The following is a 17,048-nucleotide window of genomic DNA, read 5'->3' on the forward strand; positions in this document are numbered from 1 at the left end:
CGTATGCGCCGCAGGGAGGTCGGGAGTGGCGAGCGGACCGCGCCGAGAGCGCGTCAGGACCGGGTGCGCGGTCGCGCAACGCGACGGCGACCGACACGACGGCGCCGAGGCGTGGACCATCGCGAGGCCGATCATCGCGGTCTGCACGGCAAAGTGGCGCAGGGCGATGCTGAACAGGACGGAGGGCATCGCAGGTACGCGACGACAACGTCCTCGTTCGCTGCTGTGGTTCGACGAACCGTGCGCCCCCCTGCAAGCCTCCCAGGCTGATTCGGCCCTGGCTCGCGCGGTCCACGGCAGGCCGAGTCACCGCACAGGCGTCAGCAAGTGTGAGCGGGGCCGGGCGTGGAAACCCGAGGAGCCCCGACTGCAGGGAGGCGCCATGGACGCCGATGTCACCGCCCGGAAAAGCTCCATCGCCACAGTCAATCCATACACCGGCGAAAGAGTTCGGGAGTTCCAGGCGCTGAGCGCGGAGGACGTGGAGCGCGCGATCGACGCGGCGCACCGTGGCTTTCCGGACTGGCGTGCCCGGTCGACGGCTGACCGTGGGGCCCTCGTGCAACGCGCCGGCCGGCTCATGAGGGAGCGCAAGGAGGAACTGGCGCGGCTGCTGACCCTCGAGGTCGGGAAGCTGATCAACTCGAGCCGTGCAGAGGTCGACCTCGCGTCCGAGATCCTCACCTACTACGGCGAGCACGGCCCCGAGCTGCTGGAAGAGCGGCCCCTGCCGGTCCCCGAGGGCACGGCCGTGCTGGTGAACGAGCCGCTCGGTGTCCTGCTCGGTGTGATGCCCTGGAACTTCCCGCTCTACCAGGTGGCCCGATTCGCGGGTCCGAACCTCGTCCTCGGCAACACGATCCTGCTCAAGCACGCGAGCAGTTGCCCCCAGTCCGCACTGGCACTCGAGCAGCTGTTCACGGATGCGGGGGTGCCGACGGGGGTCTATACCAATCTCTTCGTGCGGGGCAGGGACGTCGGAAAGATCATCGAAGACTCTCGTGTGCAGGGCGCGTCACTGACCGGAAGCGAGCGGGCGGGCGTGAGCTTGGGCGAGATCGCCGGCCGCAATGTCAAAAAGTCCGTCCTCGAGCTGGGCGGCAGTGATCCCTTCGTCGTGCTGGACGGTCACCACCTCGAGCGCACCGTGTACGCCGCGTTCCTCGGCCGGATGGGCAACACCGGGCAGTGCTGTGTGGCGGCCAAGCGCTTCATCGCCCTTGCCGACGTCTACGACGCCTTCCTCGCCGGGCTGCGTGACCGGATGAGCGAGGTGCGACCGGGAGATCCGGTCGACCCCGCCACCACGCTCGGCCCGCTGTCCTCCGAGGCCGCGGCCGAACTCCTGATGGAGCAGGTCCGTGACGCGGTGGACAAGGGAGCCACGGTGGTGCTGGGCGGCCGGCGGCCCGACCTGCCGGGCGCCTTCGTCGCGCCGACCGTCCTCACCGACGTCACACCGGACATGCGGGCCTACCGCGAAGAGCTCTTCGGCCCCGTCGCCACGGTCTACCGGGTCGAGGACGAGGACGAGGCCGTGGCATTGGCCAACACCTCCCCGTACGGCCTGGGAGGCGCGGTCTTCGCCGCCGACCCGGAACGTGCTCGCGGGGTCGCGGACCGGCTGGAGGCGGGCATGGTGTGGATCAACCACCCGACCGCGTCCCGACCGGAGCTGCCCTTCGGTGGCATCAAGCGCTCCGGCTACGGGCGCGAACTCGGCGACGTGGGCATCGTGGAATTCGCAAACCGCAAGCTCGTGCGCTATGGGGACGCCGACGCCCCGATCGAAGAGGTGCTGGGCTGACCTGCGGTCCGGTCGACCGCGCTCGGCGGATGCCGACCGTCGGATCCTGAAGCGCTCCTTGCCCCGGGAGGGTCAGCTGCTGACGCCACCCGCACGCAGGTTCTGGCGAGGCGTCAGCCGGGCCCGCCCAGCACGATCTTCCAGACCCGGGTCGCCACCTGGAGGTTCAGCCGGTCCTCGACGTTCGCGAGGTCGTTGCCGCTGATGTCGCGGATGCGCTGGAGCCGATAGCGCAGCGTGCTGCGGTGGATCGCGAGGGATTCCGCGGTCTCGTCGTAGTTGCCGCCGCAGTCGAAGTACCGGGACAGAGTCTCCACCATGGCCGTGTGGTGCCGGGAGTCGTAGTCGATGAGCTGCCCGAGCCACTCCTGGACGAACGTCTCCAGTTCCCGGTGATCGTTGCCGGGTCCCAGGATGCGGTAGAGGCCCAGCTCGTCGAAGAACGTCGTGCCGTAGCGCTCGCGGGAGTGACGGCGCACTTCCATGGCGCGCTGCGCCTCCTGGTAGTGGTGGGGTATGTCGTCGAGGGAGTCGCAAGGGGCGCTCACTCCGATCGTCCCGGACCGTGTCCCGGTCGCCCGGGCGAGCGCCTCGTAGAGCGCGCCGGCGTGCGGCCTGTCGTCGGCGACCAGGACCACGTGGTCGGCACGGCGGGTCAGCAGCGAGCGCATGCCCACGGCGGAGGCCGCCTGTCCCACGGTCTGCGCGAAGGAATCGTCTGCAGTCCGGTTCGGCCACTGCACCACGACGATGTAGTGGCTGCGGTGCAGGTCGTGTCCGATTGCCTCGGACCGGGCGTAGGCGCTCGCCTGGTCCGTCCCCGCCAGGAGGTCGTCGACCAGCTCGCGGTGCAGCCTCAGCTCCACTTCGGCCAGGTTGCGCAGGTGCGTCAGCTCCGGGGCGAGCGCCGCGGCGGCGTGTTCCAGCGCGAGCACGGTGTGCTCGTCGGCCTCGTCCCGGGCATCGACCACGGCCAGCAGGCCCAGGATCTCACCGTGCGGGCGGACCAGGGCGACCAGCCGGTCCTTCACCCGCACCGGCCCGGCCTGACGGGCGACGGCGTGCAGCATCTCGTCCTGGCGCGCGGGGTCCGGCTCGGGATAGGGGTCGGGGCGGCTGGGGCCCGTCCAGGACTTCAGCCGGCCGAAGCGGTCCTCGACGAGGGCGGGGAGTCCGGTGAGCCTGTGCAGTGCGCGGGTGATGGCTTCCTCACCGCCGCTCGAGGCGGCGACGTCGGCCATGAGCGCGTGAACGGCCCGCTGGTACCCCAGTTCCGCCACGACGGAGATCAGCTGTCGCTGGAGGGCAGTGCGTTCGTCCCTCAGCCGGTGCAGCTCCACCGCGTCATCGCGCCGGCGGTGGTGTGCGAAGGCGGCTGACAATGCGGCAGCGGTGTGCCGGACGATCGCGGCGAGCAGGGATCGCTCGGCCTCGGACGGCCAGGAGCGGGACGTCACCACGAGGTAGCCGTGGAGGCCCTCGAGCCCGCGCAGCCCCAGAGCCCAGCCCCAGGGCCATCCGGGTACCGTAACGGGGCCGTCCCGCCCGGCCAGGTCCCGCACCCTCTGGCCCACGCCCGAGGCATGCGTCTGTCCGCTCCTCGGGCTGGGGACCAGATCGCCGTCCACCTTGAGGTATCCGGCCTCGGCGCGGTACGGCCCCGCGGCGGCTATGTGGTCCATGGCCAGGCGCAGGATCTCGTCTTCGTCCGGGGTGTCGAACAGGACGCGGGAGAGCGCCAGCAGGTCGCGGAGGGGGTGGTCGGCCGGGGTGCGCACGGGTGGGCGGAGCCGGGTGCGCGCGGCAGTGGAGTGCCGACCGGCGCTGCCTCGCAGAAGGCTGCTCGCCCGATCGGAGCGGCGGTGGTAAAGGCTGTGCCTCCGACTGTCGGCCATGGGATCACTCCGTTCTCCCTGAGCCGTCAGGGAGGCGAGTGGTATGTCGCGTACCCGCATCCGGTCGGCCTACCCGAGATGTCCGAATTCTTTCTCTCGTACTCCTGGGGCGACAGGATCCGTGCATTCCTGACTCGCCAGGCGCAGGCGTGGAGCCACCCGGTTCGTCACCCTGGAGCGTGTTCAGAAGCCCCTGCGCACCGGTGGCGACCGGCGGAGGTCCCCCCTCCGCCTGGGTGATCCGGACAGTCGGCGCAGGCGCCGTACCGGGAGGAGTTCCTCATGGCCAAGGCAGTGGGCATCGACCTGGGTACCACGAACTCGGTGATCGCCGTGTGGGAGGGCGGTGAGCCGTCCGTCGTGCCCAACAGCGAGGGCAACCGCACGACGCCGTCCGTGGTGGCCTTCACCGACACCGGCGAACGTCTGGTGGGCCAGTTGGCCCGGCGCCAGGCGATCCTCAACCCCAAGGGCACGATCTACTCGGCCAAGCGGTTCATCGGCCGGCACTTCGACGAGATCTCCGACGAGGCCAGGGCGGTGGCGTACGACGTCGTCGAGGGCGACGGCGGGGCCGCCCGCTTCAAGGTGCGCGACAAGCTCTACGCGCCTGAGGAGATCAGCGCGCAGGTGCTGCGCAAGCTCGCCGACGACGCCTCCAAGCAGATGGGGGAGCGGGTCACCGAGGCGGTCATCACGGTGCCCGCCTACTTCAACGACGCTCAACGCACCGCCACCAAGGACGCCGGACGCATCGCGGGACTGGAGGTGCTGCGGATCATCAACGAGCCGACGGCGGCCGCCCTCGCGTACGGCATGGACAAGAAGGAGCACGAGACCGTACTCGTCTTCGACCTGGGCGGCGGCACCTTCGACGTGAGCATCCTCGACGTCGGCGACGGCGTGGTGGAGGTGCGCTCCACCGCCGGTGACAGCCACCTGGGGGGCGACGACTTCGACCGGCGTCTGGTGGATCACCTCGCGGACGACTTCCAGAAGGAGAACGGCATCGACCTGCGCAAGGACCCGCAGGCGCTGCAACGACTGTTCGAGGCGGCGGAGAAGGCCAAGACCGAGCTCAGTTCGGTGACGCAGACGCAGGTCAACCTGCCGTTCATCACCGCCGACGCCTCGGGCCCCAAGCACCTCACCGACTCGATCATGCGGTCCACGTTCGAGCAGATCACCGGCGACCTGGTGGAGCGCTGCCTGGGACCGGTGCAGCAAGCGATGGCCGACGCCAAGGTCGGCGAGAACGACATCGACGAGGTCATCCTCGTCGGCGGTTCCACCCGCATCCCCGCCGTCCAGACCCTGGTCCGCCGACTGACCGGCGGCAAGGACCCCAACATGAGCGTCAACCCCGACGAGGTCGTCGCCCTGGGCGCCGCGATCCAGGCCGGGGTGCTCAAGGGCGAGGTCAAGGACGTCCTGCTGCTCGACGTCACACCCTTGTCGCTGGGCGTGGAGACGCGCGGCGGAGTCATGACGAAGATCATCGAGCGGAACACCACCATCCCGGTGCGCCGCAGCGAGACCTTCTCCACCGCCGAGGACAACCAGCCGGCCGTCGATGTGGTGGTCCTCCAGGGCGAGCGCGAGCGGGCCGCCGACAACCGGGTGCTGGGCCGGTTCCAGCTCACCGACATCCGGCCGGCGCCGCGGGGCGATCCGCAGATCGAGGTCACCTTCGACATCGACGCCAACGGCATCCTGGACGTCAAGGCCCGCGACCGGGACACCGGCAAGGAACAGGGCATCACCATCAGCGAGAGCTCCAACCTGGACCGCGGTGACGTCGAACGCATGGTCCAGGAGGCCGAAAGCAACCGGGGCCAGGACCAGGCACTCCGCGAGGCCGTCGACTCCCGCAACGAACTCGACGCCGTCGCGTACCAGGTCGAGAAGCGCCTCGCCGAACTGGGCGACGCGGCGCCGGCGCACGAGAAGGCACGCGCCGAGATGCTCATGTCCGACGCCCGGGCGGCGGTCAAGGAGGAGGCGGGCGTGGAGCGCGTGCGGCCTCTGACCTCCGAACTCCAGCAGGTGCTCGCGGGACTGACGGCCCATCAGGGAACAGGCGCCCCAGGCGGCGGTCCCGGCCAGGAGGCCGCCACCGGCGGTCCCACGAGTGGCGGCGGTGACGATGATGTCATCGATGCCGAGTTCGACAAGGGCTGAGGCGCGCCATGCCCACTCACCCCCAGGAACCCGACCGGGCCGCGTCGGATCCGGTCGTACCGGGAACGGAAGACGCCGGACGCCCTCCGCGCGAGGATCTGCCCCGACCGGGCCCGCCCCGGTCCGAAGCGGCGCACGGCGAACCGGGACCCGACGCCGCCGGCCCCGCGCGTGCCGAGGACCCGCACACGACCGCGATCCAGGAACTGGAGGACCGCTGGCGGCGCGCACTCGCCGACCTCGACAACCTGCGCAAGCGTCACGCCCGGGAACTGGAGCGCGAACGCGCGGTGGAGCGGTCCCGCACGGCGGCCGCCTTCCTGCCCGTCCTCGACAACCTCGAACTCGCCCTGACCCACGCGGGCGCCGATCCGGGCGCGATCGTGGAGGGCATCCGGGCCGTACGCGACCAGGCGGTGAACGTCCTCGAACTGCTCGGCTACCCGCGGCATGCGGAGACCGGCATCGCCTTCGACCCGGCCCTGCACGAGGTGGTCGGCGTCGTCCAGGACCCCGACGCCCCCCCGGGCACCGTCGTCGAAGTGCTGCGCGCCGGCTACGGGGACGGCGAGCGGCAGCTCAGGCCCGCCGCAGTGACCGTCGCGAAGCGGGAGTGACCGGTCATGGCACGGGATTTCTACGAGGTGCTTGGCGTCTCGCGGACCGCGAGCCAGGACGAGATCCAGCAGGCGTACCGCAAACTCGCCCGCAGGCACCACCCCGACGTCAACAAGGACCCCGGGGCGGAAGAACGCTTCAAGGACCTCAACGAGGCGTACAGCGTCCTGTCCGATCCCAAGACCCGAGCCCGCTACGACCGCTTCGGCGAGGATTTCCGCAAGATCCCCGAGGACTTCGACGAACGGGTCGCGGCGGGAGCGGGCGGAGGCTTCGGCGGTCGGAGGACCACAGGCGGCGGTCCGGGTGTCCGGTACGCCACCGGCTTCGGCGACGACTTCGGCGCGGAGGGCATCGACATCGAGGACCTGCTGGGCTCCATGTTCGGGGCCGGGGCCGCGCGAGGCGGCGTCCCCGGAGCGGACCAGGAGGCCGAACTGCCGCTCACCGTCGAGGAGGCGTACCGAGGTGGCCGTCGCACCGTCACGCTCGCCGGTCCCACCGGGCAGCCGCGGCGGTACGAGGTCGACGTGCCACCGGGCGTCACCGACGGGCAGCGCATCCGGCTGGCCGGTGAGGGTGGCCGGGGCAGCAGGGACGCCGCCCCGGGTGACCTGTACCTGCGGGTGCGTGTCCAGCCCCACCCACGGTTCCGGCTGGACGGCCGTGACGTGCACGTCCAGGTTCCTGTCACCCCCTGGGAGGCGGCCCTGGGGGCGACCGTGCCGGTGCCCACGCCCGGCGGCGGCACGGCCAAGGTCACGGTGCCCGCGGGCTCGTCCAGCGGGCGGCGGCTGAGGCTGCGCGGCGAGGGCATGCCGAACCCGCGGGGCGCGAACGGCGACCTGTACGCCGAACTCCGCGTCATGGTGCCGCCCACCCTCGGCGAGCGGGAGCGCGAACTGTTCGAGGAGCTCGCCGCCACTTCCGCGTTCGACCCCAGGAGGACGTGATGAACGACCGACCCGCGGGAGCGGCAGGCATCGGCCGGGCCGGCGTCGGCGCCCGTCCCGTGCGAACGGGCGCCGAACTCACCGTCTCGACGGCTGTCCGCTACGCGCTCGTGCCCGTCCCCAGGCTCTCCCTGGCCGCCGTGGCCCTTCGCTCGGGCCTCCACCCCGATCTGATCCGTCGGTTCGTCGCCCTCGGCCTGGTCGACGCCGAACGCGACGCCGCGGGGCGCCTGGTGTTCGACCCCACGGCCCCTGCGGTCCTCGCTCGCATCCAGCGGCTGCGCACCGGACTCTGCCTCAACTACGCATCCATCGGTCTGGTGCTCGACCTGCTCGACCGCATCAGCCTGCTCGAAGCCGCCCTGCGCGGCCGCGGCACGAGGAGTGAAACACCACCATGGACATGAACCGGCTCACCCAGAAGTCCCAGCAAGCCCTCCAGGAGGCCCAGACCGCGGCCGTCGGCATGGGGCACACCGAGGTCGACGGGGAACACCTGCTGCTCGCCCTTCTCGATCAGGAGGACGGTCTGATCCCGCGGCTGCTGCAACAGGCCGGCGCCGAGCCGCAGGCACTGCGCGCTGCCGTGGGCGAGGAACTTTCCCGCCGCCCCAAGGTCACCGGCCCCGGCGCGGCGCCCGGCCAGGTCTTCGTCACCCAGCGCCTGTCCCGCCTGCTCGACGCCGCCGAACGGGAGGCCAAACGCCTCAAGGACGAGTACGTGTCCGTGGAACACCTCCTGCTCGCCCTGGCCGAGGAGAGCTCCTCGACCGCCGCCGGGCGACTGCTCAAACAGGCCGGCATCACCAGAGACTCGTTCCTGAGCGCGCTCACCCAGGTCCGCGGCAATCAGCGCGTCACCTCCGCCAACCCCGAAGTGGCCTACGAGGCACTGGAGAAGTACGGCCGCGACCTGGTCCTCGAGGCTCGGTCCGGGCGGCTGGACCCGGTCATCGGCCGGGACGCGGAGATCCGCCGTGTCACCCAGATCCTCAGCCGCAAGACCAAGAACAACCCCGTCCTCATCGGCGACCCCGGCGTCGGCAAGACCGCCATCGTCGAGGGTCTGGCCCAGCGCATCGTTCGCGGCGACGTCCCCGAGGGCCTGCGCGACAAGACGGTGTTCGCCCTAGACATGGGTTCCCTGGTCGCCGGCGCCAAGTACCGCGGCGAGTTCGAGGAACGCCTCAAGGCAGTGCTCAGCGAGGTCAAGGCCGCCGAGGGACGGATCCTGCTCTTCGTCGACGAGTTGCACACGGTCGTCGGCGCGGGCGCCGCCGAAGGGGCCATGGACGCGGGCAACATGCTCAAGCCGATGCTCGCCCGCGGCGAACTCCACATGATCGGCGCCACCACCCTCGACGAGTACCGCAAGCACATCGAGAAGGATGCCGCCCTCGAACGCCGCTTCCAGCAGGTGCTGGTCGACGAGCCGAGCGTGGAGGACACCATCTCCATCCTGCGCGGACTGCGCGAACGCCTGGAGGTCTTCCACGGCGTGAAGATCCAGGACACCTCGCTGGTCGCGGCGGCGACGCTCTCCCACCGCTACATCACCGACCGTTTCCTGCCCGACAAGGCCATCGACCTCGTCGACGAGGCCTGTGCCCGGCTGCGCACGGAGATCGACTCCATGCCCGCCGAACTCGACGAGCTCACCCGCCGGGTGACCCGCCTGGAGATCGAGGAAGCGGCCCTGTCCAAGGAGACCGATCCCGCCAGCAAGGCCCGTCTGGAGGAGCTGCGCAGGGAACTGGCCGACCTGCGCGGCGAGGCCGACGCCAAACGCGCCCAGTGGGAGGCCGAACGGCAGGCGATCCGCCGCGTACAGGAGCTGCGCCAGGAACTGGAGCAGGTCCGCCACGAGGCGGAGGAGGCCGAACGCGCCTACGACCTCAACCGCGCCGCCGAACTCCGCTACGGCCGGCTCCAGGACCTGGAGCGCCGACTCGCCGCGGAGGAGGAGCAACTGGCCGCCAAACAAGGGCAGAACCGGCTGCTGCGCGAGGTCGTCACGGAGGAGGAGATCGCCGAGATCGTCGCGGCCTGGACCGGCATCCCCGTCGCCCGCCTCCAGGAGGGCGAACGCGAGAAGCTGCTGCGCCTCGACGAGATCCTGCGCGAGCGCGTCATCGGCCAGGACGAAGCCGTCAAACTCGTCACCGACGCCATCATCCGCGCCCGCTCCGGCATCCGCGACCCTCGCCGCCCCATCGGTTCGTTCATCTTCCTCGGCCCCACCGGCGTCGGGAAGACCGAGCTGGCCAAGACCGTCGCCCGGACTCTGTTCGACTCCGAGGAGAACATGGTCCGCCTCGACATGAGCGAGTACCAGGAGCGGCACACCGTCAGCCGGCTCATGGGCGCACCGCCCGGATACGTCGGTTACGAGGAAGGCGGCCAGCTCACCGAGGCCGTACGCCGCAAGCCGTACTCGGTGGTGCTGTTCGACGAGATCGAGAAGGCGCACACCGATGTCTTCAACACCCTGCTGCAGATCCTCGACGACGGCCGCATCACCGACGCCCAGGGCCGCACCGTCGACTTCCGCAACACCGTGATCATCATGACGTCCAACATCGGCTCCGAACACCTCCTCGACGGCGCCACCGCCGAAGGCGAGATCAAGCCCGACGCCCGCGCCCTGGTGATGGGCGAGCTGCGCGGGCACTTCCGCCCGGAGTTCCTCAACCGCGTCGACGACATCGTGCTGTTCAAGCCGCTCGGCGAGCGGCAGATCGAGCGGATCGTGGAGCTGCAGTTCGACGAACTGCGGCAGCGGCTCGCCGAGCGCCGCATCACCGTCGAACTCACCCCTGCTGCACGAGAGGTGATCGCCCATCAGGGATACGACCCGGTGTACGGGGCCCGGCCGCTGCGCCGCTACATCTCCCACGAGGTCGAGACCCTGGTCGGACGTGCCCTGCTGCGCGGCGACGTCCAGGACGGCGCGACGGTCCGCGTCGACGCCGAACACGGAGAGCTGGTGGTCACCTACGACCGCATCGAGGACGTGAAGGGAGCGCGGGCGGCATGAGCACGATGCAGGCGACGACCGTCAGCTGTCCGAACTGCGGGCGCACCAATCGGGTGCCCGTGGCCGCGGAGGGCCGCCCCAAGTGCGGCCACTGCAAGCAGCCCCTGCCGTGGATGGTGGACGCGGGCGACGACGACTTCACCGAGGTCGCCGAGCGGGCCGACGTCCCCGTCGTGGTCGACCTGTGGGCCACCTGGTGCGGCCCCTGCCGCATGGTGAGCCCCGCGCTGGAGAAGGTCGCCACCGATCTCGCCGGCCGCATCAAACTCGTCAAGGTCGACGTCGACAAGAACCCGCGGCTGTCGCAGCGATTCGACGTCCAGGCGGTACCGACACTGCTCGTGCTCGACCGGGGCGAGACGGTCGCCAGGCAGGCGGGAGCGGCGCCCGCCCCCGCTCTGCGCCAGTGGGTGGAACAATCGATCACGGCCCGGGAAGGGTGATCCGGATGACCCTGCACGCAGACCCCCACCTCGCACTTGTCCGGCCGGTCCAGCCACTGACCCCGCAAGGGTGTCAGGAATGTCTGCTGCTCGGCTCGCCGTGGGTCCATTTGAGGCTCTGCCTGACCTGCGGGCACGTCGGGTGCTGTGACTCCTCGCCGAACAAGCACGCGCGCAGGCACGCAGCTGCCGACGCCCATCCGATCGTGCAGTCGTTCCAGCCCGGCGAGGACTGGCGCTGGTGCTACGTTCACGAGGCGTTCGTCTGATGTCCGGCGACCAGTCGCAGCCGGGCGCGGGACCGATGCCGGAGGAAGCGGACGAGGCCGTCTTCGGTGAGACCCCGGACGTCTACGGCGCGTACCCGCGCCTCACGGAGGACCAGACGGCACGTCTGGCGGAGCACGGGCAACGCCGGAGCGTGGCTTCGAACGACGTGCTGATCCAGGAGGGGGAGCGCTGCGAGACGTTCTTCGTCGTCCTCAGCGGTAGCGTCGCCGTCGTCGAGGACTACGGCACTCCCGAGGAACACGTGCTGCGCGTGCACGGCCCCGGTCGCTTCATCGGCGAACTCGGGCTGCTGCACGGGCAGGTGGCCTTCTACACCGCTGTCGCCAGGGAACCGGGCGAGGTCCTCGTCGTCTCCTTGGACCGGTTGCGCCACCTGGTGTCCCAGGACCCCGCCCTCGGGGACGTCGTGCTGCGCGCTTGTCTGGGTCGTCGCGCGCTGCTCGTCGGACAGGGCGCCGGCTTCCGCATCATCGGCTCGCGCTACTCGCCCGACACCAGACGGTTGCGCGAATTCGCCGTCCGCAACCGGCTGCCGCACCGCTGGATCGACCTGGAGACCGACGAGGAGGCCGAGGAGCTGCTGCGCCGCTTCGGCGTCGGCCCGGAGGAGACACCGCTCGTCATCTGGCGGGACGCCACCCTGTTGCGCAACCCCAGCAACGCGGAACTGGCCCGGCTCATCGGCCTGCCGTCACTGCCCGCCGGAAGCCGTCATGGGGACGTCCTCATCGTCGGCTCCGGACCCGCCGGCCTCGCTGCCGCGGTGTACGCCGCTTCCGAGGGACTGAGCACCACCGTGGTGGAGGCGATGGCCGCCGGCGGCCAGGCCGGCACGTCGTCCCGTATCGAGAATCTGCTGGGCTTCCCCGCAGGCATCTCCGGCGCCGAGCTGACCGAACGCGCCGTGCTCCAGGCCGGCAAGTTCGGCGCCGGGATCAGCATTCCGGTGGAGGCGACCGGTCTCCGCACCACGGACGAGGACCTCTACGTGGTGGCGTTCGCCGACGGCAGCGAGATCGCCGCCCGCGCGGTCGTCCTGGCCATGGGTGCCCGCTACCGCAGGCTCCGGGTGCCCGGTATCGAACGCCTGGAGGGAACGAGCGTCCACTACTCGGCGACCGTCTACGAGGCGCAGCAGTGCCGCACCGATCCGGTGGCAGTAGTCGGCGGAGGCAACTCGGCGGGCCAGGCCGTGCTGTTCCTCGCCGGGTACGCGCCGAAGGTGCACCTGCTGGTCCGAGGACCCAGCCTTGAGGCCAACATGTCCCGCTACCTGATCGACCAGGTCGAGCGCCATCCGCGGGTGGAGGTCATGCTGCACACCGAGGTCACCGAGGTCGTCGGCCGGGAGGTGCTGGAGGAGCTCGACGTGGTCGACAACCGCACGGGCGGGCACCGTCGGCTCGCGGTACAGGGCCTGTTCGTCTTCACCGGCGCCGACCCCCATACCGAGTGGCTCGCCGGCACCATCGCCCTCGACTCCCGCAACTTCGTCCTCACCGGACCGGAGGCCCAGGAAGCCTGCGCCGACCCCGAGGTGTGGCACGGCCGCGGGCGCTCGTGCATGACCCTGGAGACCAGCCTGCCCGGGGTCTTCGCGGTAGGGGACGTCCGCAGCGGCTCGGTGAAGCGGGTGGCCTCGGCGGCCGGTGAGGGCGCGATGGCCATCCACTTCGTGCACCGGCACCTGGGGCACTCGGCCGCACCCGGCACCACGGGCACGTCCGCTTCCGCGGGCGGCTCGGACGTCTCCGCACGCCTACGACACAAGGAGTCCGCCTGGCTCGGATGACGACTGCCGGACGATGAGATCACGAGAATTCTCGCGGAGATCACGCGAATTCTCGCGCGGCATCAGAAAAGTGTGCGCGCACGCCTCGTGGGAGTCCTCGAAGAAGGCGATGTCGACCAGACCGAAGTCGTCCTCAAGCGTGGTCAAGATGACCCGCTTGCCGGACGGGACGGGCGGGGTCTGCGTGGACGCCCGCACGCCTACGACGAGCACCTTCTGCCCGGGCAGCATGCGGCGCAGGTGGGCGGCGTCGGTCGCGCCGAGCTCGCGCAGCAGCCGGTGGTGGTGCTCCATGAGATGTGGCTGTGCGGGGTCCGTCCGCTCGTGCGCGGAAAGGACGGACGCTGCGGCCGGACGGGGTCCGCCCCGCGACGGAACTCCTCTGGAACTCCTCTGCTCGCGCGGAGAGGACGGCACCCTGACCCGGACGTGCCGATGTCTTCCGGGACATCTCCGCCCCGGCAATCTCCGCCCCGGCACAAGATGTCCGACGGCCGCTGGTAAGTGGACGGTATGAACCGATAGACAAAATCCGGCTTCCGGCACCAAGTGATCTAGACTTTGCGGAACTTGACGATGAGCAGGCCGGACGATGGCGTTCCCTTTACCGTTTTCGCTGGGCGCCTCGGGTCCGGCCACGGAAGGAGCGCAGTGCCTCCCGTACGCCCGAATCGCCGTTCCCTGATAGCCGGTGGCCTCGCAGCAGCCGCCGCGGCTGCCGTTCCCCTGCCGGTGTCCACGCCCGCAGTGGCGGCCGGTCTCATCCCCATCCGGCTGGCCGGGCCGAACGGTCCCGCACCGGTGGGCGCCGTAGAACTGCACATGGTCGACCCGTCGCGGACCGACCCCTGGTCGGGGCAGCCGCGCGAGGTGATGGTGACCGTGACGTACCCGGCCGCCGACGTGCGTGACCGCGCGATGCTGCCCTGGTTGCCGTCCGGTGCCGAGCGGGCCCTGAAGGCCCGCTTCGGGGGCGCGGTGGACGGCTACGCGCTCCCGAAGACCCACAGCGCGGACCGCGCGCCGGTCCGGCCCGGCCGCCGGCCGGTGCTGCTCCACTCGCCGGGATATACCTCGGACCGCACGTTCAACACGCTGGTCATCGAGGAACTGGCGTCCTGGGGCTATGTCGTGGTCGCGATCGACCATCCCTACGACTCGGGCGAGGTGGAGTTCCCGGACGGCCGCGTGGTCGTCAACCGCCCTGACGACGCGAGCCACGAGGCCCGCACGGCCGCGGTCGCGGTGCGCGCCGCCGATCTGCGGTTCGTCCTCGACCAGCTGACCGTGCTGGAGCGGGGCGGCAACCCCGACGCCGAGGCGAGTCCGCTCCCGCGAGGGCTGCGAGGGACGCTGGACCTCACGCGGGTCGGCGCTTTCGGGCACTCCCGGGGCGGCGCCGCGTCGGCGGCGGTGATGTATCTGGACGAGCGGGTGCGGGCCGGCATCGATCTGGACGGCGCGCTGTACGGGCCGGTGGTTGAGCACGGTCTGGACCGGCCGTTCCTGCTGATGGACACGGCGGTTCACGACGGGCTGAACGAAGACGGGTCCTGGCCGCCGTTCTGGGCGCACCTGAGCGACTGGCACCGCTGTCTGCGGCTCGCGGACGCCGACCACAACTCCTTCACCGACATCGTGGCCATGGCCCAGCAGGTCCCCGAATCGGTGCGCAAGACGCTGCAGATCGGCACGATCCCCGCCGACCGGGCGGTGGCTGCCGTACGGGCGACCGTGCGGGCCTTCTTCGATCTCCAGCTGCGCCGCCGCCCGGACGCTGGGCATCTGCTGTGGGGGGCTTCACCGCGCTATCCCGAGGTCGAGTACATAGCCGGATAGGAACCGGCGCCGGACGCTTCTTCGAACTGCCTGGCACTTCCCGGCGGCGCAGCACCATCGCTTCCATCCCGTAGCGGGCCGCGACACGGTGGATCAATGACGCCGTGGTCTCCCGGGAACGGGGACGACCCAGAAGAGGTCGGCAGGGCTGGCTGGCTGGCTGGTTGGCTGGCCGGGCACGGCCGGGAGGCCGAGTCCCACACCCTGCGCGAGCGCTGCCGCCTACGGCCGTCCGATCAGTGTCCCGCCGCGACGCGAGGAGCGGCTCGGCGGGCTGATCTCGGCGGTCCGCCGGTAGAGCGGTTTCCGGTCCCCTGGACGTCGAGGAACCTCGTCCTGATGACGACGGAGAAGGCCACTTCCTGCCGACGACGTCGCGCGGCGGAAGCGTCCCCTGTGCTGACCAGAGCGGTGAGCCCCATCGTCGTCACCGAGGCGCTGTACAAGCACGCAGGGCATCGGCTGATCGTCCAGATCGGTCCCGTCATCGCGGCCCGGAGCCGGAAGCTGGCGAGGAAGGCAGGGGCGCCGGGATCCGACACCTACGGTGATGACTGGGCCGTGCGCGACCCGGCCGTGGCTCAGCCGGCCGCCGCCAGCCGCCGCGCGCGGTCCTGGTCAGCCGGGTCTCGCGCGACGCGGCCGCCCAAGAGGCGTTTCCCTCCAGTGACTCGCATCCGACAGTCCGGGAGGGGACGAAGTGGTGGCAGCAAGCGGGGCGGGAGGAAGCGACGTACAGGCGCGACGACGGCAACCGCCACCGCCGTGCGAGACGCACCGCCCGCGGCCCGTTCCCTTCCCCTTCGCGCTCGTGCCCGGGCTGCGGAGCCACGTGAACCCGTAGCCACCGATGCCGAGGCGCTCCACCATCCGGCGACCTGGACGCCAGAGGCGCTGTCGCCCGGCGATCGCCGCCCGGGGACCACGGCTACGCTTTCCGGGCCAATCCGGCAGCGATGAGGTGCTCCCAGACCGTGAGCTCTCGTCCCTCGCCGCTGTTCCACGGGTTGTCGTTCTCGTCAGGACGCCACAGCGACGCGGGGACGATGCCCGGGTCGAGGATTTCCAGACCGTCCAGCAGAGAGGCGATCTCCGCGTCGGTGCGCCAGCGGCCGCGGCCGAACGTCTTCTGGAGGACCTTCTCGGCTTCCACGGTCTCGGGGTTGTTGCCGGAGCGGAAGTGGCTGAGGAAGAAGTGGCTTCCGGAGGGGACCTGGTCGCGCCAGTAGCGGACGATGCCCGCCGGGTCCTCGTCGTCGTTGACGTGGTGGAGGATGGCGCTGAGTATGACCGCGACGGGCTGATCGAAGTCGATGATGTCGAGGGTGTCGGGGTGGGTGCGGATGCCTTCGGGGTGGCGCACATCGACCGCGACGACGCGGGTCCGGTCGTTGTTCTCCAGCAGCGCGCGGCCGTGGACCAGCACTTGCTGGTCGATGTCGACGTAGACGACCCGTGAATCGGGAGCGTGCCGTTGCGCGACCTGGTGCACGTTGTCCGCGGTCGGCAGCCCACTGCCCAGGTCGATGAACTGCCGGATGCCGGTGTTCTTCGCGATCTCCCTGACCGCCCGGGTCAGGGCGGCGCGGTTGGCGAAGGCGATGGCCACCGAACCGGGCAGGTCGCGCTTGAACACGTCGCCGATCTCACGGTCCACGGCGTAGTTGTCCTTGCCGCCGAGCAGGTAGTCGTAGACGCGGGCGATGCTGGGTTTGGTCGGATCGATCGAGGAGCCGTCGTACGTCATGGCGGCCATTCTTCCCCGCAACGCGGCCTGCGCACCCTCGTTTTGGGGCTCTCCCTCCGGTGCTGGGCCGCTGAAGGCCGAGGTGCCCTGACCCGCGGCGCGTCTCCCACCCGCATCCGACCCGTATCCGGCCCGCGTCCGTACGGCGTCTGGTCTGTCCGGTCGGTTCCGTCTCCGGCCCGCAATGACCGACGGAGCGGACGCGTGGCGCTGCGGACAGGCGCCGGGGCCGCTGTCGTTCGCCGCAGGCTCCGCCCGTGGTGAGTCGGCGTGTCTGCCCGCGTCTCACTTCACCGGCTGGGGTTCGGGTTCGTCCTCGGTCTGTGTCTCGCCGGCGGGGGGTTCGTCGCCGGCGGGGGTTTTGACGGATTCCAGGAGGAGCTGGGAGACGTCGACGACCTGGATGGATTCCTTGGCCTTGCCTTCGTTCTTCTTGCCGTTGACG

12 protein-coding genes and 2 pseudogenes are annotated in these 17,048 nt (G+C 70.6%); 11 read left to right on the forward strand and 3 right to left on the reverse strand.

Going from position 1 to position 17,048, the window contains the following annotated elements; translation table 11 throughout:
• Positions 1–382 precede the first annotated feature (382 nt).
• A complete protein-coding gene (locus J2X68_RS38810; RefSeq protein ID WP_310437327.1) occupies positions 383–1,807 on the forward strand; it encodes an NAD-dependent succinate-semialdehyde dehydrogenase in 1,425 nt (474 codons plus the stop codon).
• Between the two features lie 113 nt (positions 1,808–1,920).
• Here J2X68_RS38810 and J2X68_RS38815 read toward each other — a convergent pair whose 3' ends face one another.
• On the reverse strand, positions 1,921–3,702 hold the full coding sequence (locus J2X68_RS38815) for a helix-turn-helix domain-containing protein (RefSeq protein WP_310437328.1): 1,782 nt from the start codon (positions 3,700–3,702) through the stop codon (positions 1,921–1,923).
• A gap of 282 nt (positions 3,703–3,984) precedes the next feature.
• Here J2X68_RS38815 and dnaK point away from each other — a divergent pair, with 282 nt between their 5' ends.
• Genes dnaK through J2X68_RS38855 form a run of 8 tightly spaced genes read left to right on the forward strand, consistent with a single transcriptional unit; the run spans position 3,985 to position 13,017 of the window.
• The gene (gene dnaK, locus J2X68_RS38820) at positions 3,985–5,883 is read left to right on the forward strand and encodes a molecular chaperone DnaK (RefSeq protein WP_310437329.1); all 1,899 of its coding nucleotides are present in this window, start codon (positions 3,985–3,987) and stop codon (positions 5,881–5,883) included.
• A gap of 8 nt (positions 5,884–5,891) precedes the next feature.
• Positions 5,892–6,500 (forward strand): nucleotide exchange factor GrpE, encoded by a 609-nt coding sequence (locus J2X68_RS38825; protein WP_310437330.1) that lies wholly within the window; start codon positions 5,892–5,894, stop codon positions 6,498–6,500.
• A 6-nt stretch (positions 6,501–6,506) separates the two neighbouring features.
• Positions 6,507–7,454, forward strand: a complete 948-nt coding sequence (locus J2X68_RS38830; protein ID WP_310437331.1) for a J domain-containing protein — start codon at positions 6,507–6,509, stop codon at positions 7,452–7,454.
• Positions 7,454–7,861 (forward strand): chaperone modulator CbpM, encoded by a 408-nt coding sequence (locus J2X68_RS38835; RefSeq protein WP_310437332.1) that lies wholly within the window; start codon positions 7,454–7,456, stop codon positions 7,859–7,861. The genes J2X68_RS38830 and J2X68_RS38835 overlap by 1 nt, the downstream gene beginning before the upstream one ends.
• Positions 7,852–10,491, forward strand: coding sequence for an ATP-dependent chaperone ClpB (gene clpB / locus J2X68_RS38840; protein ID WP_310437333.1), 2,640 nt, complete (start codon positions 7,852–7,854; stop codon positions 10,489–10,491). Before J2X68_RS38835 ends, clpB begins: the two co-directional genes overlap by 10 nt.
• Positions 10,488–10,934 carry a thioredoxin gene (trxA, locus tag J2X68_RS38845; protein ID WP_310437334.1) on the forward strand — a complete coding sequence of 149 codons (447 nt, stop codon included), beginning with the start codon at positions 10,488–10,490 and terminating at the stop codon, positions 10,932–10,934. The genes clpB and trxA overlap by 4 nt, the downstream gene beginning before the upstream one ends.
• Positions 10,935–10,939: 5 nt before the next feature.
• Positions 10,940–11,203, forward strand: a complete 264-nt coding sequence (locus tag J2X68_RS38850; RefSeq protein WP_062643024.1) for a UBP-type zinc finger domain-containing protein — start codon at positions 10,940–10,942, stop codon at positions 11,201–11,203.
• Entirely contained in the window at positions 11,203–13,017 is a 1,815-nt protein-coding gene (locus tag J2X68_RS38855; protein WP_310437335.1) for an FAD-dependent oxidoreductase, read from the forward strand. Before J2X68_RS38850 ends, J2X68_RS38855 begins: the two co-directional genes overlap by 1 nt.
• Before the next feature lie 69 nt (positions 13,018–13,086).
• On the opposite strand, the pseudogene J2X68_RS38860 reads toward J2X68_RS38855, so the two are convergent.
• Positions 13,087–13,320, reverse strand: a pseudogene (locus tag J2X68_RS38860) (hypothetical protein); the annotation flags it as partial.
• A 429-nt stretch (positions 13,321–13,749) separates the two neighbouring features.
• On the opposite strand from J2X68_RS38860, the gene J2X68_RS38865 reads away from it, so the two are divergent.
• Positions 13,750–14,856, forward strand: coding sequence for a lipase (locus J2X68_RS38865; protein WP_310437336.1), 1,107 nt, complete (start codon positions 13,750–13,752; stop codon positions 14,854–14,856).
• Positions 14,857–14,943: 87 nt separating this feature from the next.
• Positions 14,944–15,154: pseudogene (locus J2X68_RS40425) on the forward strand (hypothetical protein); the annotation flags it as partial.
• 630 nt (positions 15,155–15,784) lie between these two features.
• Here the strand turns inward: J2X68_RS40425 and J2X68_RS38875 are convergent.
• On the reverse strand, positions 15,785–16,612 hold the full coding sequence (locus J2X68_RS38875; RefSeq protein WP_310437337.1) for an SAM-dependent methyltransferase: 828 nt from the start codon (positions 16,610–16,612) through the stop codon (positions 15,785–15,787).
• Between the last annotated feature and the right edge of the window lie 436 nt (positions 16,613–17,048).

The organism is Streptomyces sp. 3330 (genome assembly GCF_031456635.1).
Lineage (GTDB): Bacteria > Actinomycetota > Actinomycetes > Streptomycetales > Streptomycetaceae > Streptomyces.